This is a genomic window from Geodermatophilus sp. Leaf369, assembly GCF_001424455.1.
Taxonomy (GTDB): Bacteria; Actinomycetota; Actinomycetes; order Mycobacteriales; family Geodermatophilaceae; genus Klenkia.
In genome coordinates, this window is the sequence record NZ_LMQA01000001.1 from 1205843 (window position 1) to 1226075 (window position 20233).

The 20233-nt window shown below is 74.5% G+C and carries 22 protein-coding genes; 3 read left to right on the forward strand and 19 right to left on the reverse strand.

Annotated features, from left to right (window positions below):
- Positions 1–10: 10 nt before the first annotated feature.
- The 6 genes from ASG36_RS05985 to ASG36_RS06010 are packed head-to-tail and all read right to left on the reverse strand — an operon-like array spanning position 11 to position 5636.
- The gene (locus tag ASG36_RS05985; protein WP_055760670.1) at positions 11–802 is read right to left on the reverse strand and encodes a type III pantothenate kinase; all 792 of its coding nucleotides are present in this window, start codon (positions 800–802) and stop codon (positions 11–13) included.
- Complete coding sequence (gene nadC, locus ASG36_RS05990) at positions 802–1725, reverse strand: carboxylating nicotinate-nucleotide diphosphorylase (RefSeq protein ID WP_055760673.1); 924 nt, start codon at positions 1723–1725, stop codon at positions 802–804. The genes ASG36_RS05985 and nadC overlap by 1 nt, the downstream gene beginning before the upstream one ends.
- Positions 1722–3425, reverse strand: a complete 1704-nt coding sequence (locus ASG36_RS05995; RefSeq protein WP_082522812.1) for an L-aspartate oxidase — start codon at positions 3423–3425, stop codon at positions 1722–1724. The genes nadC and ASG36_RS05995 overlap by 4 nt, the downstream gene beginning before the upstream one ends.
- A complete protein-coding gene (gene panD, locus ASG36_RS06000; protein WP_304437786.1) occupies positions 3422–3841 on the reverse strand; it encodes an aspartate 1-decarboxylase in 420 nt (139 codons plus the stop codon). The genes ASG36_RS05995 and panD overlap by 4 nt, the downstream gene beginning before the upstream one ends.
- 8 nt (positions 3842–3849) lie before the next feature.
- On the reverse strand, positions 3850–4713 hold the full coding sequence (gene panC, locus ASG36_RS06005; protein WP_055760681.1) for a pantoate--beta-alanine ligase: 864 nt from the start codon (positions 4711–4713) through the stop codon (positions 3850–3852).
- The gene (locus ASG36_RS06010; protein ID WP_055760682.1) at positions 4710–5636 is read right to left on the reverse strand and encodes a Rossmann-like and DUF2520 domain-containing protein; all 927 of its coding nucleotides are present in this window, start codon (positions 5634–5636) and stop codon (positions 4710–4712) included. Before ASG36_RS06010 ends, panC begins: the two co-directional genes overlap by 4 nt.
- A gap of 195 nt (positions 5637–5831) precedes the next feature.
- On the opposite strand from ASG36_RS06010, the gene ASG36_RS06015 reads away from it, so the two are divergent.
- Entirely contained in the window at positions 5832–6674 is an 843-nt protein-coding gene (locus ASG36_RS06015) for an SDR family oxidoreductase (protein ID WP_235494626.1), read from the forward strand.
- Here the strand turns inward: ASG36_RS06015 and ASG36_RS06020 are convergent.
- On the reverse strand, positions 6671–7717 hold the full coding sequence (locus tag ASG36_RS06020; protein WP_055760685.1) for a DUF6779 domain-containing protein: 1047 nt from the start codon (positions 7715–7717) through the stop codon (positions 6671–6673). The genes ASG36_RS06015 and ASG36_RS06020 overlap by 4 nt on opposite strands.
- 95 nt (positions 7718–7812) lie before the next feature.
- On the opposite strand from ASG36_RS06020, the gene ASG36_RS06025 reads away from it, so the two are divergent.
- Entirely contained in the window at positions 7813–8421 is a 609-nt protein-coding gene (locus ASG36_RS06025; RefSeq protein ID WP_055760688.1) for a DUF1684 domain-containing protein, read from the forward strand.
- A gap of 86 nt (positions 8422–8507) precedes the next feature.
- Here the strand turns inward: ASG36_RS06025 and ASG36_RS06030 are convergent, their stop codons facing one another.
- The 4 genes from ASG36_RS06030 to ASG36_RS06045 all read right to left on the reverse strand — a co-directional run bounded on the left by ASG36_RS06030 (position 8508) and on the right by ASG36_RS06045 (position 12329).
- Positions 8508–9494, reverse strand: a complete 987-nt coding sequence (locus tag ASG36_RS06030) for a glycine betaine ABC transporter substrate-binding protein (protein WP_235494628.1) — start codon at positions 9492–9494, stop codon at positions 8508–8510.
- A gap of 197 nt (positions 9495–9691) precedes the next feature.
- Positions 9692–10684 carry a glycine betaine ABC transporter substrate-binding protein gene (locus ASG36_RS06035; RefSeq protein ID WP_055760693.1) on the reverse strand — a complete coding sequence of 331 codons (993 nt, stop codon included), beginning with the start codon at positions 10682–10684 and terminating at the stop codon, positions 9692–9694.
- A 128-nt stretch (positions 10685–10812) separates the two neighbouring features.
- Positions 10813–11580, reverse strand: coding sequence for an ABC transporter permease (locus ASG36_RS06040; RefSeq protein WP_082522813.1), 768 nt, complete (start codon positions 11578–11580; stop codon positions 10813–10815).
- Positions 11577–12329 carry an ABC transporter permease gene (locus ASG36_RS06045; protein ID WP_235494629.1) on the reverse strand — a complete coding sequence of 251 codons (753 nt, stop codon included), beginning with the start codon at positions 12327–12329 and terminating at the stop codon, positions 11577–11579. The genes ASG36_RS06040 and ASG36_RS06045 overlap by 4 nt, the downstream gene beginning before the upstream one ends.
- A 26-nt stretch (positions 12330–12355) precedes the next feature.
- On the opposite strand from ASG36_RS06045, the gene ASG36_RS06050 reads away from it, so the two are divergent.
- A complete protein-coding gene (locus ASG36_RS06050) occupies positions 12356–13549 on the forward strand; it encodes an ABC transporter ATP-binding protein (protein WP_082522814.1) in 1194 nt (397 codons plus the stop codon).
- A 102-nt stretch (positions 13550–13651) separates the two neighbouring features.
- Here the strand turns inward: ASG36_RS06050 and ASG36_RS06055 are convergent, their stop codons facing one another.
- The 8 genes from ASG36_RS06055 to tilS all read right to left on the reverse strand — a co-directional run bounded on the left by ASG36_RS06055 (position 13652) and on the right by tilS (position 20230).
- Positions 13652–14140, reverse strand: a complete 489-nt coding sequence (locus ASG36_RS06055) for a DUF3180 domain-containing protein (protein ID WP_055760700.1) — start codon at positions 14138–14140, stop codon at positions 13652–13654.
- Positions 14137–14640 carry a 2-amino-4-hydroxy-6-hydroxymethyldihydropteridine diphosphokinase gene (gene folK, locus ASG36_RS06060; RefSeq protein ID WP_055760703.1) on the reverse strand — a complete coding sequence of 168 codons (504 nt, stop codon included), beginning with the start codon at positions 14638–14640 and terminating at the stop codon, positions 14137–14139. The genes ASG36_RS06055 and folK overlap by 4 nt, the downstream gene beginning before the upstream one ends.
- Positions 14637–14996 (reverse strand): dihydroneopterin aldolase, encoded by a 360-nt coding sequence (gene folB / locus ASG36_RS06065; RefSeq protein ID WP_055760707.1) that lies wholly within the window; start codon positions 14994–14996, stop codon positions 14637–14639. The genes folK and folB overlap by 4 nt, the downstream gene beginning before the upstream one ends.
- Complete coding sequence (folP, locus tag ASG36_RS06070; RefSeq protein WP_235494631.1) at positions 14989–15837, reverse strand: dihydropteroate synthase; 849 nt, start codon at positions 15835–15837, stop codon at positions 14989–14991. The genes folB and folP overlap by 8 nt, the downstream gene beginning before the upstream one ends.
- Complete coding sequence (gene folE / locus ASG36_RS06075; protein ID WP_055762583.1) at positions 15834–16418, reverse strand: GTP cyclohydrolase I FolE; 585 nt, start codon at positions 16416–16418, stop codon at positions 15834–15836. The genes folP and folE overlap by 4 nt, the downstream gene beginning before the upstream one ends.
- 35 nt (positions 16419–16453) lie before the next feature.
- On the reverse strand, positions 16454–18466 hold the full coding sequence (gene ftsH / locus ASG36_RS06080; protein ID WP_055760710.1) for an ATP-dependent zinc metalloprotease FtsH: 2013 nt from the start codon (positions 18464–18466) through the stop codon (positions 16454–16456).
- A 190-nt stretch (positions 18467–18656) separates the two neighbouring features.
- A complete protein-coding gene (gene hpt, locus ASG36_RS06085) occupies positions 18657–19244 on the reverse strand; it encodes a hypoxanthine phosphoribosyltransferase (protein WP_082522815.1) in 588 nt (195 codons plus the stop codon).
- Complete coding sequence (gene tilS, locus ASG36_RS06090; RefSeq protein WP_055760712.1) at positions 19241–20230, reverse strand: tRNA lysidine(34) synthetase TilS; 990 nt, start codon at positions 20228–20230, stop codon at positions 19241–19243. The genes hpt and tilS overlap by 4 nt, the downstream gene beginning before the upstream one ends.
- Positions 20231–20233: the final 3 nt, after the last annotated feature.

Sequence of the window (20233 nt, forward strand, 5' to 3'; positions counted from 1 at the left end):
CGTGTCTCCGTCAGCGCCCACCGGCCTGGTGCCGCTGGTGGGCCAGCCGCAGGCCGTGCACGGTGAGGTCGGGCTCGCGCTCCCCGATCGACCGGCAGCTGTCCACGACCAGCGGGTGCAGTCCCCCGGTGGCGACGACGACCGGGCCGACGCCGAACTGGGCGATCAGCTCGGCGGCGATCCGGGTGACCAGCCCGTCGACGAGCCCGGCGAACCCGAGCACCACCCCGGACTGCAGGGCGGCCACGGTGTTCTTGCCGATCGCCTGGGTGGGCACGGTCAGCTCCACCGAGCGCAGCTGGGCCGCGCGGGCGGCGAGGGCGTCCAGGGACACCTCGACGCCGGGGGCCAGGGCGCCGCCGAGGAACGCACCGGTCGGGCCGACGGCGTCCACGGTGGTGGAGGTGCCGAAGTCCACGACGACCACGGGCCGGCCGGTGCCGTCGGGGCGTCGTCCGAACAGCTCGTGCGCGGCGAGGGCGGTGACCACCCGGTCGGCGCCGACCTCGCGGGGGTTGTCCACGTGCAGCGGCACCCCGGTGCGCACGCCGGGACCGATGAGGGTGACCGGCACCTCGAGCCGGTCGAGCAGCTGCCGCAGGGTGGGCAGCAGCTGGGGCACCGTGGAGCAGGCGGCGACCCCGGTGACCTCGGTGTCGCGCAGCAGCCCGCGCCAGAGCAGCTGGAGCTCGTCGGCGGTGGCCCGGGGCTGGGTGCGCACCCGCCAGCAGCCGGCCACCCGGTCGCCGTCGAACACGGCGAGCACGGTGTGGCTGTTGCCGACGTCCACGGCCAGCAGCATCAGCCGGTCCGCAGGTCGAGGGCCAGGTCCAGGATCGGCGAGCTGTGCGTGAGCGCCCCGACCGACAGGTAGTCCACCCCGGTCTCGGCGACCTCGCGGGCCACGGCGAGGGTGAGCCCCCCGGTGGCCTCGGTCTCGGCCCGCCCGGCCACCGCGGCGACGGCCTCGCGCAGCACCGCGGGGCTCATGTTGTCCAGCAGCAGGAAGTCCGCCCCCGCCTCGACGGCCTCCACGGCCTGCGCGACGGTGTCCGCCTCCACCTGCACGGTCACCCGCGGCGCCCGCTCGCGGACGGCGGCCACGGCGGCGGCCACCGACCCGGCAGCAGCGACGTGGTTGTCCTTGATCATCGCGACGTCGTAGAGCCCCATCCGCTTGTTGGAGCCCCCGCCGCAGCGCACCGCGTACTTCTCCAGGGCGCGCAGCCCGGGGGTCGTCTTGCGGGTGTCCAGCACGACGGCACCGGTGCCGGCCACGGCGTCCACCCAGGCGCGGGTGGCGGTGGCGATGCCGCTGGCCCGGCTGGCGATGTTGAGCGCGCTGCGCTCGGCGGCCAGCAGCGCCCGGACGTGCCCGGAGACCGTCAGCAGCACGTCGCCGCGGCGGACGGCGTCGCCGTCGGCCGCCGAGGCGGTGATGGTGGCCGAGGGCGAGAGCCGACCGAAGACCCGGGCGGCCACCGGCAGACCGGCGACGACGCCGTCGGCCCGGGCGACGAGGTCGGCGGTGCCCCGCTGGGTGGCCGGCACCGTGGCCGCGCTGGTGACGTCGTGCGCCACCGCCTGGTCGGGGGCGTGTGGCAGCGGGGAGCCGCCGGTGAGGTCCTCGGCCAGGGTGCGCTCGACCAGCTCGGCCACCCAGGCCTCGGTGAGGCCGGTGCCGGTCAGGTCCCGGGCGTCGCGGGGGGTGGCGACCTCGCTCACCAGGTCACCGCCACGGGGGTGCCCACAGGGCGGGGGGTCAGCTGCAGCGCGCCGTCGTGCCCCAGTCGCAGGTCCAAGTGCACCAGCCAGGCGTCCTCGGCGTCGGGGTGGTCCTCCCGCCAGTGGCAGCCGCGGGTCTCCTCGCGGGCGCCGGCGGCAGCGGTCAGCGCGGTGGCCACGGTCAGCAGGTCGGTGGCCTCCCAGCCGGCGACGCCGGGTTCGGCGTCCCCCAGGCGGGCGGCCAGCCCGGCGAGCGTGCCGGCGGCCTCGGTCAGCCCGGCCCCGCTGCGCAGCGCGCCGACCCGGGCGGACATGGTGGTGGTGAGCTCGGTGCGGGCGGCCGGGTCGAGGAGCCCGTCGGCGTGGGCCGCGTGCGGCGGGACCGCCTCGGGCACCGGCAGCTCGACGGCCAGCGCCGCACCGATCCGGCCGGCGAACACCAGGCCCTCCAGCAGCGAGTTCGAGGCCAGCCGGTTGGCCCCGTGCACGCCGGTGCAGGCGACCTCGCCGCAGGCGTAGAGCCCGGGCACCGTCGTCCGGCCGGTGAGGTCGGTGGCCAGGCCGCCGGAGGCGTAGTGCGCGGCCGGGGTGACCGGCACCAGCTCGGTGACCGGGTCGACACCGGCCTCCCGGCAGCGGGCCACGATGGTCGGGAACCGGTCGGCCAGGCCCTCGACGTGCCGGGCGTCGAGGAAGACGTGGTCCACCCCGTCGCGCAGCTGCACCCGGGTGATCGCCTTGGCGACGACGTCGCGGGGGGCCAGTTCGGCCAGCGGGTGCACGCCGACCATGAACCGCTCGCCCGCCCCGTCGCGCAGCAGTGCGCCTTCCCCGCGCAGCGCCTCGGACACCAGCGGCTGCTGACCGCGGGAGTCCGGGCCCAGGTACAGCGCGGTGGGGTGGAACTGGACGAACTCCAGGTCGGTGGCGACCGCCCCGGCGCGCAGGCCCAGCGCGACACCGTCGCCGGTGGACACGGCCGGGTTGGTGGTGGCCGCGTAGACCTGGCCCATCCCGCCGGTGGCCAGCACGACCGCCCGCGCCCGGACGGCACCGACGCCGTCGGAGCTGCCCTCCCCCAGCACGTGCAGGGTGACCCCGGCGGCCCGCCCGGCGGCATCGGTGACCAGGTCCAGCACCATGGCGTGCTCGACGAGGGTGATCCCCGGGTCGGCGGTGACCGCGGCGTGCAGCGCGCGCTGCACCTCGGCGCCGGTGGCGTCGCCGCCGGCGTGCACGATCCGGTCGGCGTGGTGACCGCCCTCACGGGTGAGCAGCAGGTGCCCGTCGGGGCCGCGGTCGAAGGCAGCGCCCCAGCTGATCAGCTGGCGCAGCCGGTCGGGGCCCTCGGTGACCAGCGCGGCGACGGCCGCCGGGTCGCACAGCCCCACGCCGGCCACCTCGGTGTCGGCGGCGTGGTCGGCCGGGGAGTCGGTGTCGGCGAGCACCGCGGCGATGCCGCCCTGCGCCCACCGGGTCGACCCGTCGTCCACCTCGACCTTGGTGACGACGGCGACCGACAGGCCCGCGGCCCGGGCGTGCAGCGCCACGCACAGCCCGGCGACGCCGGACCCGACGACGCAGACGTCCGCGGTCAGCTCCCAGCCCGGCACCGGGGCGGCCAGCCGCAGGGGCAGGCCGGTGGGCAGCGGGGGCCCGGCGACCGGGGTGGCGCTGGGGTGGACCGCGGTGGTGGTCACCGGCCGGGCTCGACGACGTCCCCGCGCACGAGCCCGTTGCCGGCGACCCCCGGCGGCGGGGTGGCCGGGTCGGTGCCCAGCTCCACCACCCGGTTCTGCCCGTCGACGTGCACGACGGTCGGGATGTGCGCCTTGGCCTCGGCGTCGTCCACCAGCCCGTAGCTGATCAGGATCACCAGGTCCTCGGGGTGCACCAGGTGCGCGGCCGCGCCGTTGATGCCGAGCACGCCCGAACCGCGCCGGCCCGGGATCACGTAGGTCTCCAGCCGGGCGCCGTTGGTGACGTCGACGATGGCGACCTGCTCGCCGGCCAGCAGGTCCGCGGCGTCCATCAGGTCCTCGTCGACGGTCACCGAGCCCACGTAGTGCAGGTCGGCCTGGGTCACGGTGGCCCGGTGGATCTTGGACTTGAGCATGGTGCGCATCATCGGGATACCCCCAGGTGGACGGCGGTGTTGTCGATCAGTCGGGTGCTGCCGGCGCGGGCAGCGACGAGCAGGCGGCCCGGGCCCTCCGCCGGCGCGGGGCCGAGGTCGGGAGCGGTCAGGGCGAGGTAGTCGAGCACCAAGCCGGGTGCGGTGTCCAGCACGGCGTGCGCGGCGGCGAGCACCGCGTCGGCCCCGTCGGACCCGGCAGCGGACCCCGCACGCAGGGCCGCGGACAGGGCGGCCGCCGCGGTGCGCTGGTCGCCGTCGAGGAACCGGTTGCGGGAGCTCAGCGCCATCCCGTCGTCCTCACGGACCGTGGGGACGCCCACGACCTCGACGCCGAGGGCGAGCTCGCGGGCCATGCCGCGGACCAGGGTGAGCTGCTGCCAGTCCTTCTCCCCGAAGACCGCGACGTCCGGGCGCACCAGGCCGAAGAGCTTGGCGACGACGGTCAGCACCCCGGCGAAGTGCCCGGGGCGGACGGCGCCCTCCAGCACGTCACCCGCCGGGCCGGGCTGCACGGTCACCCCGGTCGCCGGCTCGGGGTAGACGTCGGTGACACCGGGGTGGAAGACCACGTCGGCGCCCTCCTCGGCCAGGGCAGCGAGGTCGGCGTCCCAGGTGCGGGGGTAGCGGTCGAAGTCCTCCCCCGGCCCGAACTGGGTCGGGTTGACGAAGACGGAGACGACGACGCTGCCGCCGAGCCCGCGGGCGGCCCGCACCAGTGTGCGGTGCCCCTCGTGCAGGGCGCCCATGGTGGGCACCAGCACGACCGGGGCGGGGAGCGTGGCCAGCACCTCGCGCAGCTCGCCGACGGTCTCGGCGACCACGGGCAGCCGCAGCGCGGTGTTCGCGGTCATCGCGGCACGTCCTGTCCGGCGGCGTCGAGCAGCTCGGTGAGCGGGGCTGCCTCGTGCGGCTTGAGCCGCCCGGCGGCCGCGGCCCGCTCGGTGGTGCGGCGGGCCATCGCCACGTAGGCGCCGACGGCGTCGGGGGCCCGCTCGGCGAGGGTGGCCAGGTGCCCGGCGACGGTGCCGACGTCCCCCCGGCTGACCGGGCCGGTGAGCCCGGCGTCCCCGCGGCGCAGCCCGTTGTCCAGGGCGGCGGTCAGCAGCGGGCCCAGCACCCGGGCCGGGCTGTCCACGCCGGCGGCGCGGAGCAGGTCCGCGGCCTCGGCGACCAGCGTGACCAGGTGGTTCGCGCCGGTGACCAGCGCTGCGTGGTAGAGCGCCCGGTCGTCCTCGGCGACCCAGAAGGGCTCGCCGCCCATCTCCAGCGACAGCGTCTCGGCCACTGCACGGTGCTCGGGACGGCTGGTCACGCCGAACGCGGTGCCGCTGAGCCGGGCGACGTCCTCGGGCCCGCCGGAGAAGGTCATGGCCGGATGCAGCGCCAGGCTGAGCACGCCGCGTTCCTCCGCGGGCGCCAGCACGGCCAGGCCGTGGGCGCCGGAGGTGTGGAAGGCCAGCTGGCCGCGGCGCCAGGCACCGGTGCCGGCCAGACCGGCGACCAGGCCGGGCAGGGTGTCGTCGGGGACGGCGAGCACCACGAGGTCGCTGGCGGCGACCACCTCGTCGGCGGGCAGCAGCGGGACCCCGGGCAGCAGCCGGGCGGCGCGCTCGGCGGACGCGGTGGACACCCCCGACGCGGCGACGACGTCGTGACCGGCAGCGGCGAGGGCCGCACCGAGGACGGAACCGACCCGGCCGGCGCCGACGACGCCCACGCGGAGGCGGGCGGGGGGCGGGACGGGTCCTGCGGGAGAGCGGCGGGCACGGGTCACGGGTGCACCTCTCGTTCCAGTCCCTCGCGGGTACCGGACTTTCGGCGGGTGCGGCCCCTCGTCGTCGGGGAGCCGCGGGTGGCGCTGGGTGGAGCAGCGACGCGGGCCCTGCTGCGACCGGTGTGTGTCACGCAGGTGTCGCGTCGTCGGCGAGTGTGTTACCCCGTGGGCCGCTCGGCAACGCACGACGGCTGTGTGCTGACTCACCCGACGTCCTCGGTAGGTTCGGCGCCGTCGGCGACGCGGCCGGCCAGCACCCCCGAGGAGCACCCCCTGAGCACGTCCGACTCCTACGCAGGACGCACCGCCCTGGTCACCGGCGGCAGCCGGGGCATCGGCCTGGCCATCGCCCGCAGCCTGGTCGACCGCGGCGCCCGGGTGGTCCTGACCGCCCGCAAGCCCGAGGCACTCGCCGAGGCGGTCGAGGCCCTCGGTGGCCCGGAGGTCGCCGTCGCGGTGGCCGGCAACGCCGGGGACCCCGAGCACCGTGCCGAGGCGGTCCGCACCGCGATCGACACCTTCGGCAGCCTGGACTGCCTCGTCGGCAACGTCGGCATCAACCCGTACTACGGGCCGCTCATCGACGCCCCGCTCGACGTCTTCCGCAAGATCCTGGACACCAACGTCGTGGGCACCCTGGGCCTGGTCCAGGAGGCGCACCGGGCCTGGATGGGCGAGCACGGCGGCTCGGTGCTCATCGTGGCCTCGGTCGCCGGGCTCAAGTCCAGCGCGGGGATCGCCGCCTACGGGGTCAGCAAGGCCGCGCTGGTCAACCTGACCACCCAGCTGGCCGTCGAGCTCGGCCCGCAGCGCATCCGGGTCAACGCCGTCGCCCCGGCCGTGGTCAAGACCAAGTTCGCCGAGGCGCTGTTCACCGGCCGGGAGGACGAGGTCTCCGGTCAGTACCCGGTCGGCCGGCTCGGCGTGCCCGAGGACATCGGCGAGGCCGCGGCCTACCTGCTGTCCGACGGCGCGGGCTGGGTGACCGGTCAGACCCTGGTGCTCGACGGCGGCGCGCTGAGCCAGGGCCCGATCTAGGAGGGTCGCCCCAACACGCGCGCGAGGACGTCGTCCCCGCCGTCGTCGTCCTCGGCGGCGCGGCGGCGACGGCGGCCGCCGGCCCCGGCGGAGGCCCCGGACTCCGCGAGGATCTGGGTCAGCCGCTGGTGGCCGGCGGTCTCGTAGACGTCGGGTTCGTGCTCGGGCTCCTGGGGGACTGCGACGACCTCCTCCTCCGGGGCCGCGCGCCGGTGCCGGCGGGGTGCGGGACCGTCGTCGGAGGTCCGCGCGACCGCGGCCGGGGCGTCCCAGAGCGCGGCGTGCGAACCGGTGGAGGGACCCGGGGCGGGTGCCGGCTCGGGTTCCGGCTCCGGCTCGACGACCCTCGGCAGGGCCTGGGTGGACTCAGCCGGACGCGGCGGCGCCGGCACCGGGGGCGGGACCGCGCGCCGCGGCTGTTCCACGACCGGCTCCGGGAACGCCGGGGTTCCCTCCAGCAGCCGCGCGTCGGAGCCGTCCAGCAGCGGGCGGTCGGCCGGCATCCGGATGGACTGGGTGCGCATCACGATCCGCTCGACCAGCATCTCCCCCGACAGCTGCTCGGTGAGCTCCCGCCGCAACCGGCCCATGTCGGCGCGCAGCTCACCGAGCCCGGCCAGCTGGTCGCGCAGCTGGGCCACCGAGGCGAGGTCCGCGCGCATCTGGTCTAGCTCGGCGCGCATGGCCTCCTGCGCCTCGCGGCGCAGCTGGTTCTCCAGCGTCAGCTCGAACTCCCGGCGGGCGGCGACCTCACGCTCCAGCTCGAGCTCGTAGGCCTGCCGCAGCTCGGCCTCCCGCCCGGCGGCGACGGCCTGGTCGGTGGACCGTCGGCCGGCGGCGAACGCGGCGATGACGAACGCCCAGGCGACGGCGATGACGGCCAGGCGGAGGTAGAGCGCGTCCTCGGTGAGGAAGACGGCCAGCGTGGCAGCGATGGCCAGGGCGAACCCGAGCACCAGTCCGACGACCCGGACGACGGGGTTCAGGCCGGGCCGGGACGTGCCGGGGACCCGCGGTCCCGTCTCGTCCGGCTCACCTGCCACATCCGTGACCTTACGGGCTCCCGGACCCCCCTCGGCCGTGACCTGCCCCGCTGTCGGACGCGCCGGTCCGCGCCGGCGGTGCCACAGTCGTCCCGGTGAGCCTCACCCTCCTCGACTGGCGCCGACAGGTGCACGCCCTCTACGCCGCCGTGCGGGCCGAGCCCGACCCCGCCGCCGGGTGGGCCGCCTGGCGGGCCGGCCGCGACGCGCTGTTCGCCGACCACCCGGACTCCCCGCTGGGCCCCGACGCCCGGGCCGCCTTCACCGGGCTGCCCGTCGCCGACCACGACCCGGCCTTCCGTTTCCGGGCCCGGCTGGACACCAACGTCGAGCCCCAGCACCTGGCGCTGCCCACCGCCGACGACGGCGTCGTCGACCTCGACCTGCTGGGCCGGGTCACCCTGGGCGACCTGGGCCGGCTCGACGTGTGGTGGCTCGGGGGTTACGGCGGGGGCGTCTTCCTGCCCTTGCGCGACGGCAGCGCGGGCCAGACGACGTACGGCGGGGGGCGCTACCTGCTCGACACCGTCAAGGGCGCCGACCTCGGCGGGGACGACGGGCACCTCGTCGTCGACCTGAACTTCGCCTACCACCCCTCGTGCACCTACGACCCGCGCTGGTCCTGCCCCCTGCCCCAGGCCGGCAACCAGCTCGATGCCGTCGTCCCGGTTGGCGAGCAGCTCCCCGAGAACGGCTGGTACTGACGCCGAGAGGCGGGCACCCGGGTGGGGTGCCCGCCTCTGGGCGTCACGTGGTCACGGCCCCGTCCCGGGGGCGAGGGCGACCTTCCTCAGTTGGCGAGGATCGGGTCCGTGCTGAGGACCTGGGCCATCGAGATCTCGCCCTGGATCAGGGCCTGGTTGGTGGCCGCGCCCAGGTCGTAGTCGCCCAGCGAGGCGAACTGGAAGCCGTAGACGTCCTCAAGCCCGATCTGGCAGAAGGGCCGGGTCGGGCACTCGGGGGTGGCGCCCAGGATCAGCGAGCCGTCCGAGCAGGCCTCGGCGAGCTCGGACATCGTGGTGATGCCGCCCAGTTCCTCCTGCAGCGCGACGGTGATCGCGAAGGCGTTGCTGTCCTCGGCCTCGGCGGGCTCGCCGAAGGTCAGCCCGGCCGGGGTGCCCAGGCCGCGCAGGACCTCGACGCTGGAGTCCAGGTCACCGGAGACCACGGCCTCGTCGGGGTTGCCGTCCAGGTACTCGGCGACCGTGCCGACGTACTCGGGGAAGACCTGGAACTGGCCGGCCTGCAGGGCGGGCAGGTAGGCCTCGCGCTGACCGACGGTCTGCACGGTGGCGGTGAAGCCGGCGTTGTTCAGCGCCCCGGCGTAGACGTTGGCCAGGATCTGGCTCTCGGTGAAGCTGGCCGCCCCGACGGTGACCGAGCCGCTGCCGGTGACGCCCGAGCCGAGGTCGTTCTCCTCGACGTAGGCGGCCGCGGCGTCGGTGACGCTCTGCCGCTCGACGTCCACGGCGGCGTTCAGGCCGACCAGGTCCTCGGTGGTGAGCACCTCCGAGACGGTGTTCAGGGCGTCGATCGCGGTGGGGTTGGCCTCGGAGTACGTGGTCTCCAGGGCCGGGATGATGTTGTCGACGGCCTGGAGCTCCTTGTCGTCCTCCATCACCACGAGGTTGTCGTCGGCGATCGGCGCGCAGGCGCTGCCGGAGGCCTGGCCGCCGTCGCTGCCGCCGGAGCCGTTGCCCGAGGAGCCGGACTCGCCGCAGGCGGCGGTGGCCAGCACCGCGGCGATGGCGAACGGAGTGAGTACGCGGGCGCGCATGCGCATGTGGTCCGCCTTCTGTGTCCCGCGTCCCCGGTCCCGGGGACGACGCGTGTCTGGCGGGAGGTGTCCCGCGGCCCTTGAGAGAACCCGGTGTGCCCTCACCAGCGCAAACCCTCGGGTGCACCGTGACCGATTCGTTGCCGAACGACAGACGGGCACCCCCGTGGGGGTGCCCGTCCGTCGTCGTCCTCGCGTTACTGCGCGAAGACCGGGTCCGTCGACAGGGCCAGGGCCAGGGAGATCTCGCCCTGGATGAGCGCCTGGTTGGTGGGGGCACCGAGGTCGTAGTCGTTCACCTGGGCGAAGGTGAAGCCGTAGGTCTCCTCGAGGCCGGGCTGGCAGAAGGGCCGGGTCGGGCACTCGGGCGTGCCACCGAGGACCAGGGACCCGTCGGAGCAGGCCTCGGCCAGCTCGGACAGGGTGGTGACCCCGCCGAGCTCGTCCTGCAGCGTGGTGGTGATGGCGAAGGCGTTCTCGTCGGCGGCCTCGGCCGGCTCGCCGAAGGTCAGGCCGACGGCCTCACCCAGGGGGCGCAGCACCTCGACGGTCGCGTCGAGGTCGGAGCTGGCGACCGCCTCGTCGGGGTTGCCGTCCAGGTACTCGGTGAGCGTCCCGACGTACTCGGGGAAGACGTCGAAGTCCCCGGCCTCGAGCGCGGGCAGGTAGGTCTCGCGCTGGCCGACGGTCTGCACGCTCGCGGTGTAGCCCGCGGCGTTCAGGGTGTCGGCGTAGACGTTGGCCAGGATCTGGCTCTCGGTGAAGCTGGCGGCGCCGACGACGACGGCACCGCTCCCGGCGGTCGCGTCGGCGCCCAGGTCGTTGTCGCTGACGTAGGCCGCGGCGACGTCCTCGGCGGACTGCCGCTCGATGTCCACCCCGGAGTTCATCGCGACCAGGTCCTCGGTGGTGAGCACCGTGGAGATGGAGCTGAGCACCTCGAGCACCCCGGGGTTCGCCTCGGAGAACGCGGTGTTGATCGCCGGGATGATGTTGTCGACGGCCTGCAGGCCCTTGTCGTCCTCGAGGACGACGAGCTGGTCGCCGGGGATCGGCGCGCAGGCGTCGCCGGAGGCCTCCCCGCCGCCGCCGGCGCTGGTGCCCGAGGAACCGGACTCACCACAGGCAGCCGCGGCGAGCACGGTGGCGAGGGCGAACGTGGTGGTGAGGATGCGGGCGCTGCTGCGCATGGGTCCGCCTTCTGTGTCCCGCGCCCCCGGGCTCCGGGGGCGACGCGTGTCTGGCGGGAGGACTCCCGCAGCACACGACTCTGCGCCGCACCACCGACCTGTGCAATCGGTCGTTGCCGTCCCGTGACCTACCGGGGGGAGGAACCGGCTCCGACGAGGTCGTCCCGGTCGTCGGCGGCCGGCAGGTCGACGGGCTCGTCGACCGGCCGGCGGTTCCTGGCCCGGCTGAACGGCAGGGTCTTCTGACCGGGGGTGACGGCGAAGCTGACCAGGGCCAGCAGGACCTCGGTGATGAGGGCCAGCAGCGCCACGAGCAGGGCCCCGGCCATCACCACGCCGTTGTCCTGCCGGGCGAAGCCGGTGCGGATGACCGAGCCGAGCGTGCCGCCACCGAGCAGTGCGGCCAGCGTCGCGGTGGCGACGACCTGCACGGCCGCCGTCCGGATGCCGGTCATCATCAGCGGCACCGCCAGCGGCAGCTCGGCGCGGAAGACCACCTGCTTCTCGCTCATGCCCATCGCCCGCGCGGACTCCACGACGTCCCGGTCGACCTCACGGAAGCCGACGTAGGTGTTGGCCAGGATCGGCGGGATCGCGAAGACCGTCAGGGCGATCACCGGCGCCCAGATCGTGAACCCGATCGGCGTCACCGCGAAGATCGTCAGGATCGCCAGCGTGGGGACGGCGCGGGACACGTTGGCCAGGCCGACGGTCAGCGCACCGCCGCGGCCGGTGTGCCCGAGGACGACCGCCAGAGGGACGGCGACGACCAGGGCGATCCCCAGCGACAGCCCGGCGATCTGCAGGTGCTGGCCGGCCAGGTCGAGGATGCCGCGCGGGCGGGTCCAGTTGACCGGGTCGTTGAGGTAGAGGAACGCGTCCCCGACGACGCTCACGCGGCGGCCTCCACGGTCTGGGCGGGCGTCCCGGTGGACGAGGTGACCGCCCGGGTGGGTGTGCGGGTCCAGGGCGTGAGCACCCGCTCGAGCAGGGCCAGCAGCTGGTCGGCGATGAGGGCCAGCACGACGCAGGCCAGGGTGCCGAAGACGATCGGCGGCCGGTAGTAGTTCGCGCTGAAGCCGTTGACGATGATGATCTGGCCCAGCCCGCCCTGGCCCACGACGACCCCGACGGTCACCAGCGCCACGGTGGAGACCGTGGCGATCCGGAGCCCGGCCATGATCGAGGGCAGCGCCAGCGGGATCTCCACCTTCAGCAGCAGCCGGCCCGGGCCGTAGCCCATGCCCCGCGCCGCCTCGACGGCGTCGGCGGGCACCGCCTGCAGCCCGGCCAGGAAGTTCCGCACCAGGATGACCAGCGAGTAGAGCACCAGGCCGACCGCGACCGTCGTCTCCGACAGCCCGGTGAAGGGCGCCAGGAAGGCGAACATGGCCAGCGACGGGATCGTGTAGACCAGCGTCGAGACGCCGAGGACGGGCCCGGTGAGGTACCGGCTGCGCCGGGCGAGCAGGGCCAGCGGGAACGCGATCACCGCCCCGATCAGCACCGAGACGACGGTCAACCTGACGTGCTGGGCCAACAACGGCATGATGGTGCCCCAGTTGTCGACCACCCACGAGGGGCTGAACCAGGGGTTCGGCGCCGCGTCCACCGCGAGCACCGTCATCTCGCTCGCTGCGCTCACCGAGTGCTCACCAGGAAGGCCACCGCGTGGACGCTACTGCCACCTCCACCGCACCCACCACCGCTGACGCAGGTCAGGGGGGCGCCGAGCACATCCGCCTCGAGGGGGTCAGCAAGGTCTACGCCGACGGCACGGTCGGCGTGCAGGAGCTCGACCTGGACTTCGCCGCCGGTGAGCTGACCGTGCTGGTCGGCCCCTCGGGCTGCGGGAAGACCACCACGATGAAGATGATCAACCGGATCATCGAGCCCAGCACGGGCCGGATCCTGGTCGGTGACGACGACGTGACCCGGGTCGACCCGGTCCAGCTGCGCCGCCGGATCGGCTACGTCATCCAGAACGTCGGGCTCTTCCCGCACCAGTCCATCCGGACCAACGTCGGCACCGTCCCCAAGCTCCTGGGCTGGGACAAGAAGCGCACCCGCGACCGCGTCGAGGAGCTGCTCACCACCGTCGGCCTGGACCCCGCCACCTTCGGTGACCGCTACCCCCACCAGCTCTCCGGTGGCCAGCGTCAGCGCGCCGGCGTCGCCCGCGCCCTGGCCGCCGACCCCTCCGTCCTGCTGATGGACGAGCCGTTCTCCGCCGTCGACCCGGTGGTGCGCGAGCGCCTGCAGGGTGAGTTCCTCCGCCTCCAGGAGACCGTCCGCAAGACGATCGTCTTCGTCACCCACGACATCGAGGAGGCCGTGCGCCTCGGTGACCGGATCGCGGTGATGAGCGAGGGCGGCAAGGTCGAGCAGTACGCCACCCCCGCCGAGCTGCTGGGTCGTCCGGCCAGCCCGTTCGTGGCCGACTTCGTGGGCTCGGACCGCGCGCTCAAGCGGCTGGCCGTCACCGGCATCGCCGTCGAGGACCTCGAGCACCCGCCCGTCGTCCACGTCGACGACAGCCGGGCGCAGGTCCGCGAGGTGCTCGAGCGGGCCGGCGCCCGCTGGGCCGTCGTCCTCGACGACCGGGAGGACCTGCACGGCTGGATCTCCACCGACCGCGCCGCCGGCGACGGCAGCGTCTACGACGCCAGCCGGCGGATGGAGGCCTGGGTCCCGGTGGACTCCACGCTCAAGAACGCCTTCGCCATCATGCTGCGGATGGAGGCCGGCTGGGTGGCCGTGCTGGACGGCGGCCGCTTCCTCGGCGTCCTCACCCCCGAGTCCCTGCACCGCGCCCTGCGCCGCAGCGTGGAGGGCCAGGTCCCCGAGACCGCCGGAGCCGTCTGACCCCCTCGTCGATCAGGTGGGACGACCACTGTGCGTCCTCGTCCACCGACGTCGGTGGATGAGGACGCACGTCCGTCGTCGGAGCTGATCCAGGAGCAGCAGCTAGGCCGACTCCTCCGGGCCCTCGGGGACCTTGCAGGTGTGTTCCAGGAAGAGGGCTGCGGCGACCAGGGCCGTGGACATGGCGACGCCCACACCCGCTGCGAGTGCGTCCGAGGGGGCGGCGGCGAGGCGGCCGACCTCGGTGAGGGCGTGGACCAGGGCGCCGGCCCACAGGCCGGTGAAGGCCGCGCCCGCCCAGGCGCTGGCCTGGGCGAGGACGGCCAGCCGGGCGACCAGCATCGGCTCGACCGGGCGTGCCGCGGCGGCGCCGGAGCGGCCGGGGGCCGGACGGCGGTCGCGCTCGGCGGCGAGGCGGGCCCGCAGCGTGCGGGCCCCGAGGCCCTCGGCGGCGGCGAGCAGGCCGATCGGCAGCGGCTGCCACCAGCGCAGCGCCGGCAGATCGCCGTAGAACGTGCCCACGACCAGCCAGCCGATGACGGCGGCCCCCACGGCCAACACGGCGAGGTCGCGCCGGGAAACCGGCTTCACGCCAGCTGCTCCCAGCGGACGACGCCCTCGACGTCCTCGGTGGGCAGCCCGGCCAGCACGTCGGAGACCCGCCCGTGGCCCGGCAGCTCGGCCCGGGGGTCCAGGGCCAGCCACGGGACCAGCACGAAGGCCCGTTGGTGCGCCCGGGGGTGCGGCAGCGTCAGCTCGGGGTCCTCGGACAGCACGGGGGTGCCGTCGTCCCCGGTGACCGTGATGACGTCGACGTCCAGGGTGCGGGGGCCGAAGCGGACCCCACGGGTGCGCCCGGCGGCCTCCTCGAGCTCGTGGCACAGTGCCAGCCAGCCGGCGGCGTCCCGCTCACCGCGCACGACGGCGGCGGCGTTGAGGAACGGCGGCTGCTCGACCGGGCCCCACGGCAGGGTCTCGTAGAGCACCGACCGGGCCACCAGCCCCTCGCCGGTGAGCGCCCGGAGGGCGGTGCGCAGCGTGCCGGCCCGGTCGCCCAGGTTGGCGCCGAGGGACAGGACGGCGCGGGTCATCGCGTCCTGCGGATGCGCACGGTGACGTCGTCGAAGGGCACGCCCAGGTCCGCCTCGGGCTTGTGCACGGTGATCTCGACCGCGTCGACCAGGGCGTTCGCCAGGCAGACGTCGGCCAGCCGCTGCGCCAGGGTCTCCAGCAGGTCGACCGGCTCACCGGTGAGCACCGCGTGCAGCTGCTGGGCCAGCTCGGCGTAGTTCACCGTCCTGGCCAGGTCGTCCCCGGCGGCCGCCGGGGCGGTGTCCACGTCCAGCACGGCGTCGACGGTGAACGTCTGGCCCTGCTCGCGCTCCACGGCGTAGACGCCGTGGTTCGCGTGCGCGGTCAGGCCACGGACGGCGATCTGGTCAGGCACGGGAGCTCCTCGGTCGGGCGGCGCGGACCGCGGCCACGGTACGGACGGCGTCCACCGACGGTCCCGCGTCGTGCACCCGCACCCCCCAGGCACCGGCCTGGGCGGCGAGCACCGTCGTGGCCAGGCTGGCGGCGTCCCGCTGCTCGGCCGGCCGGACGACACCGTCCTCGTCGGCCAGCAACCGACCCAGGAAGCTCTTGCGGGAGGCCCCGACCAGCAGGGGCAGTCCGATGCCGACCAGCCGGTTGAGCCCGGCCAGCAGGGACCAGTTGTGCTCGGCGTTCTTGGCGAAGCCCAGCCCGGGGTCCAGCACCAGCTGGGACGGGTCGACGCCGCCGGCCACGACGTCCTCGACCCGGGCGGTGAGCTCGGCGCAGACCTCGGTGACGACGTCGCCGTAGCGGGCCGCGGCGTACATCTCCCGGCTGTGGCCGCGCCAGTGCATGAGCACCCAGGGCACGCCACGCTCGGCGACCAGCGGCGCCATCCCGGCGTCGGCCAGCCCGCCGCTGACGTCGTTGACCAGCTGCGCACCGGCGTCCAGGGCGGCGGCGGCCACCTCGGCCCGCGTGGTGTCGATGCTGACCCGGATGCCGGCCGCGGCCAGCTCCCGCACCACGGGCACGACCCGGGCGCACTCCTCGGCTGCCTCCACCCGGTCGGCACCGGGGCGGGTGGACTCCCCGCCGACGTCGACCCAGTCGGCACCCGCGGCGTGCATGGCCAGCCCGTGGGCGACCGCGCTGGGCGTGTCGGCGAAGCAGCCGCCGTCGGAGAAGGAGTCGGGCGTGACGTTCAGGACGCCCATCACCTGACAGCGGTCGGTGACGGGCAGGCTCACCTCGCGAGCACCAGGCCCATCGCCTCGGACCGGGTGGAGGCGTTCTCCTTGAAGATGCCGCGCACCGCCGAGGTCATCGTGCGGGTGCCGGGCTTGCGGACCCCGCGCATCGCCATGCACAGGTGCTCGGCCTCCACGACCACGATCACGCCGCGGGGGTGCAGGGCCGACATCATCGCGTCGGCGATCTGCTTGGTCATCCGCTCCTGCACCTGGGGGCGGCGGGCGTACACCTCGACCAGCCGGGCCAGCTTGCTCAGGCCGGTCACCCGGCCGTCCTCGCCGGGGATGTAGCCGATGTGCGCGACCCCGTGGAAGGGCACCAGGTGGTGCTCGCAGGTCGAGTACAGCGCGATGTCCTTGACCAGCACGAGCTCGTCGTGATCCTCGTCGAAGGTCGTCGACAGCACCTCCGCCGGGTCCTGGTGCAACCCGGCGAAGGTCTCGGCGTAGGCCCGGGCGACCCGGGCCGGGGTCTCCCGGAGCCCGGGGCGGTCGGGGTCCTCCCCCACCGCGATCAACAGCTCCCGCACCGCGGCCTCGGCCCGCGCGTGGTCCACCTGATCGGCGGAGTGCGGCACGGGCCGAGGGTCGACGGAGTGGTCGACGTGCGTGCTCACCAGTGCTGCGGGGCGCCGGCGTCGCCCACGGGGAGGGGCTTCTCGACGTCCCCACCGCCGTGGCCGTTCAGGGCCCCGTTGCCGCGGGCCCGCTCGGCCGGGGTGAGCACCGGCGGCTCGGCGGACGGCGTGCGCTTGCCGAAGCCGCTGTAGGGAGCCAGGTTCGGCCGCTTGGAGACACCGGCGCAGATGCGCGCCATGTCGTCCTTGGTCAGCGTCTCCTTCTCCATGAGCTCGAGCACCAGGTCGTCCAGGACGTGCCGGTACTCGACCAGGATCTCCCAGGCCTCGTCGTGCGCGGCCTCGATCAGCGCACGCACCTCGGAGTCGATGTCGGCGGCGACGGCCTCGGAGTAGTCCGAGCGCGAGCCCATGTCGCGGCCCATGAACGGCTGGGCGTCGGTGCTGCCGTACTTGACCGCCCCGAGCTTGGCGCTCATGCCGTACTCGGTGACCATCGACTTCGCCATCGCGGTGGCCTTCTCGATGTCGTTGCCGGCACCGGTGGTCGGCTCGTGGAAGACCAGCTCCTCGGCGGCCCGGCCACCCAGGGCGTAGGCCAGGGTGTCGATCATCTCCGAGCGGGTCTGGGTGTACTTGTCCTCGGTCGGCAGCACGAGGGTGTGCCCCAGCGAGCGGCCGCGCGGCAGGATCGTCACCTTGTGCACCGGGTCCAGGTTGGGCAGGGCGTGCGCGACCAGCGCGTGCCCGCCCTCGTGGTAGGCGGTGACCTTCTTCTCCTTCTCGCTCATCGCCCGGGTCTTGCGCTCGGGGCCGGCGAGCACGCGGTCGATCGCCTCCTCGAGGGTGGCGTCGGTGACGAGCGTGCCGCCGTGCCGGGCGGTGAGCAGCGCGGCCTCGTTGAGCACGTTGGCGAGGTCGGCGCCGGTGAAGCCGGGCGTACGACGGGCCAGGGTCTCGAGGTCGACGTCGTCGGCCAGCGGCTTGCCGGTGGCGTGCACCTTGAGAACGGCGACGCGGCCCAGCAGGTCGGGACGGTCGACGGCGATCTGCCGGTCGAAGCGGCCCGGGCGCAGCAGCGCCGGGTCGAGGATGTCGGGCCGGTTGGTCGCGGCGATCATGATGACGCCGCCCTTGACGTCGAAGCCGTCCATCTCGACCAGCATCTGGTTGAGGGTCTGCTCGCGCTCGTCGTGGCCGCCGCCCATGCCGGCACCGCGGTGCCGGCCCACGGCGTCGATCTCGTCGATGAAGATGATCGCCGGGGCGTTGGTCTTGGCCTGCTCGAACAGGTCACGGACCCGGCTGGCGCCGACGCCGACGAACATCTCGACGAAGTCCGAGCCGGAGATCGAGTAGAACGGCACGCCGGCCTCGCCCGCCACGGCGCGGGCCAGCAGCGTCTTGCCGGTGCCGGGAGGGCCGAACAGCAGCACGCCCTTGGGGATCTTCGCGCCGATCGCCTGGTACTTGACCGGGTTCTGCAGGAAGTCCTTGATCTCGTGCAGTTCCTCGATGGCCTCGTCGGCCCCCGCGACGTCGGCGAACGTCGTCTTCGGGGTGTCCTTGCTGACCACCTTGGCCTTGCTCTTGCCGAAGGCCATGACCCCGCGGCCACCGCCCTGCATCGAGCTGAACAGCCAGAACAGCAGACCGAGGATGATCAGGAACGGCAGGAAGCTGACCAGGATCGACACCAGGAGGTTGTCCTGGGTGACGTTGGTGTCGAAGCGGACCGGGTTGTCCGACCCGCTGCCGTCGGTGCCGCGGACCAGGTCGTAGATCTGGCTGGAGGCACCCGCCGGGTAGGACGTGGTGATCTCGTCGTTGCCGTCTACCGGGGACGACAGCTCGATGTCGAGGGTCTGTTCCCGGTCGTTGATCGTGACGCGGTCGACGTTGCCGTCGGCGAACTGGGCCAGGGCCGTCGAGGTCGGGACCTCCTCACCACCGCTGTTGCCGCGGAAGGAGGGCAGCACGATGGCCACCAGCAGGACGACGAGGGCGACCCAGAACCAGACGGAGCGGAAGATCTTCTTGCGTTCCATACACCGATGCCGGGCTCCCGGTGACGTACCCGGGGGTGCCCGTCGACCCTCCTGATCGTCCGGGGACGCCGCGCGACCCGAGGTGGGCACCTGCGTCGCGAGGGGCGACGTCGTTGGACCGACGGTACACGGACGACGCTGTGCGTCAGCTGCTCAGACGACCGCCGTCCCCTGGAGGGAGGAGGCGCTGCTAGGAGCTGTAGACCTCGGGCTTGAGGGTCGCGATGTAGGGCAGGTCGCGGTAGCGCTCGGCGTAGTCCAGGCCGTAGCCGACCACGAACTCGTTGGGGATGTCGAAGCCGACGTACTTCACCGGGACGTCGACCTGGACCGCGTCGGGCTTGCGCAGCAGGGCGCAGACCTCGAGGGACGCCGGGCGGCGGCTGCCCAGGTTCTTCAACAGCCAGGACAGCGTCAGGCCGGAGTCGATGATGTCCTCGAGGACCAGCACGTGCATGTCGGTGATGTCCCGGTCGAGGTCCTTGAGGATCCGGACGACGCCGGAGGAGCTGGTGGCCGACCCGTAGGAGGAGACGGCCATGAACTCCATCTGGGTGGGCAGCTGCAGCGCCCGCGCGAAGTCGCTCATGAAGAGCACCGCGCCCTTGAGCACGCCGACGAGGAGCACCTCCTTGCCCGCGTAGTCCTCGCAGACCGTGGCGGTGAGCTCGCCGATCTTCTCCTGGATCTGGGCCTCGCTGAGCAGCACGTGGTCGATGTCCGGCCCGTAGCCGTGGTCGGGGCCCAGAGCTCCGGTGGGGGTGGCGGACTCGCTCACGGTGCTGGCTCCTCGGTGCGGGGTTCGGGTGCCGGCCCGGGCGTCGCGACGACGGGGGGACCGGGCTGCAGGACCAGCCTGCCAGACACCCGGACGACGCCCGCACCGCCGGGGAGGTCCACCCGACCCTGCCCGCGCCACCGGGTGACCAGGCTCTCCACGGCGTGCAGGTGCACCGCCTGCAGGTCCCCGGTCCCGGCTCCGAGCAGCCAGTCGCGCAGGGCCCGGCGGCGCAGCGCAGCCGGCAGCGCGGCGAGCGCGGTGCAGTCGGTGGGGTCCGGGACGGCGGCGGCCAGCGCGTCGAGGGCGTCGACGTCCTCCCGCACCATCGCGGCGGTGCGGGCCAGTGCGGCGGCCACCCCGCCGCCGAGCACCTCCTCCAGCAGCGGCAGCACCTCGGTGCGCAGCCGGACCCGGGTGTAGGCCGGGTCGGTGTTCCACGGGTCCTCCCACACGGTGAGCCCCTGGGCGGCGCAGGCCCGCACCGTGGTGGCCCGGTCGACCCCCAGCAGCGGGCGCCAGAACACGTCCCGGCGTTCGGTCATCCCGGCCAGCGACCGCGGACCGCTCCCCCGGCCCAGCCCGAGCAGCACGGTCTCGGCCTGGTCGTCGCGGGTGTGGCCCAGCGCGATCCGGGCACCGTGCCCGGCGGCCACCGCGCGCAGTGCGGCGTACCGGGCGTCCCGGGCCGCACCCTCCGGGCCGCCGTCCGTGCCGACCTCGACCCGGGCGACGTGCACCGGGGTCAGACCCAGGGCGCGCAGCTGCTCCGCCGTCCGGGCCGCCTGGTCGGCCGACCCCGGCTGCAGCCCGTGGTCGACGGTGACCGCCCCGGCCGCACACCCGGCCCGCGGCGCCTCGAACGCCACCGCCGCGGCCAGCGCGAGGGAGTCCGCTCCCCCGCTGCAGGCCACCAGCACCGGACCGTCGGCCAGCCCGGGGCGCACCGCGCTGCGGACCGCGGCGACCGCCGGGTCGGGACCCACCGG

What these genes read in the sequence shown, in the direction of transcription:
- ASG36_RS06035 (WP_055760693.1), bottom strand. Translation starts at nt 10,684, where the DNA reads ATGCGCAGCAGCGCCCGCATCCTCACCACCACGTTCGCCCTCGCCACC.
- ftsH (WP_055760710.1), bottom strand. Translation starts at nt 18,466, where the DNA reads ATGGAACGCAAGAAGATCTTCCGCTCCGTCTGGTTCTGGGTCGCCCTC.
- panC (WP_055760681.1), bottom strand. Translation starts at nt 4,713, where the DNA reads ATGACCGCGAACACCGCGCTGCGGCTGCCCGTGGTCGCCGAGACCGTC.
- ASG36_RS05985 (WP_055760670.1), bottom strand. Translation starts at nt 802, where the DNA reads ATGCTGCTGGCCGTGGACGTCGGCAACAGCCACACCGTGCTCGCCGTG.
- folK (WP_055760703.1), bottom strand. Translation starts at nt 14,640, where the DNA reads ATGACCCGCGCCGTCCTGTCCCTCGGCGCCAACCTGGGCGACCGGGCC.
- ASG36_RS06030 (WP_235494628.1), bottom strand. Translation starts at nt 9,494, where the DNA reads ATGCGCGCCCGCGTACTCACTCCGTTCGCCATCGCCGCGGTGCTGGCC.
- panD (WP_304437786.1), bottom strand. Translation starts at nt 3,841, where the DNA reads ATGCTCAAGTCCAAGATCCACCGGGCCACCGTGACCCAGGCCGACCTG.